The 446-nt window shown below is 55.4% G+C and carries 4 tRNA genes; all 4 read right to left on the bottom strand.

The annotated features are described in order from the left end of the window. Nucleotides 1–80 precede the first annotated feature (80 nt). Nucleotides 81–154, bottom strand: a tRNA-Met gene (locus tag ACE5KN_RS31055). Nucleotides 155–190: 36 nt separating this feature from the next. Continuing rightward, nucleotides 191–266 (bottom strand) — tRNA-Asn (locus ACE5KN_RS31050). Between the two features lie 4 nt (nucleotides 267–270). Further along, a tRNA-Ala gene (locus ACE5KN_RS31045) sits at nucleotides 271–346 on the bottom strand. Between the two features lie 20 nt (nucleotides 347–366). Continuing rightward, nucleotides 367–443 (bottom strand) — tRNA-Ile (locus ACE5KN_RS31040). Nucleotides 444–446: the final 3 nt, after the last annotated feature.

Here is a 446-nt window from a genome sequence, read left to right as displayed (position 1 = left end):
GGATTCGAACCCTCGCACCACTTACGCAGTCTAACCCCTTAGCAGAGGGTCCCCTTGAGCCACTTGGGTATCTCTCCGAGTAGCGGCGGAGGGGATCGAACCCCCGACCTCACGGGTATGAACCGTACGCTCTAGCCAGCTGAGCTACGCCGCCAACTTCTTATATAGTAAAATCAGTAATTTGCAAGAATGGCTCCCCGAACAGGACTCGAACCTGTGACAACTCGATTAACAGTCGAGTGCTCTACCAACTGAGCTATCAGGGAATATTGGTGGAGCCAAGGGGGATCGAACCCCTGACCTCCTGCGTGCAAGGCAGGCGCTCTCCCAGCTGAGCTATAGCCCCTAAATAAGTATAGATACTCGTGGTGGGCCCTAGTGGACTCGAACCACCGACCTCACCCTTATCAGGGGTGCGCTCTAACCAGCTGAGCTAAGGGCCCCAA

Source organism: Paenibacillus terreus (assembly GCF_042138595.1).
Taxonomy (GTDB): Bacteria; Bacillota; Bacilli; order Paenibacillales; family Paenibacillaceae; genus Paenibacillus; species Paenibacillus terreus.
Note: the sequence above shows the minus strand (reverse complement) of the source record. Positions and strands in the feature narration are given on the sequence as shown.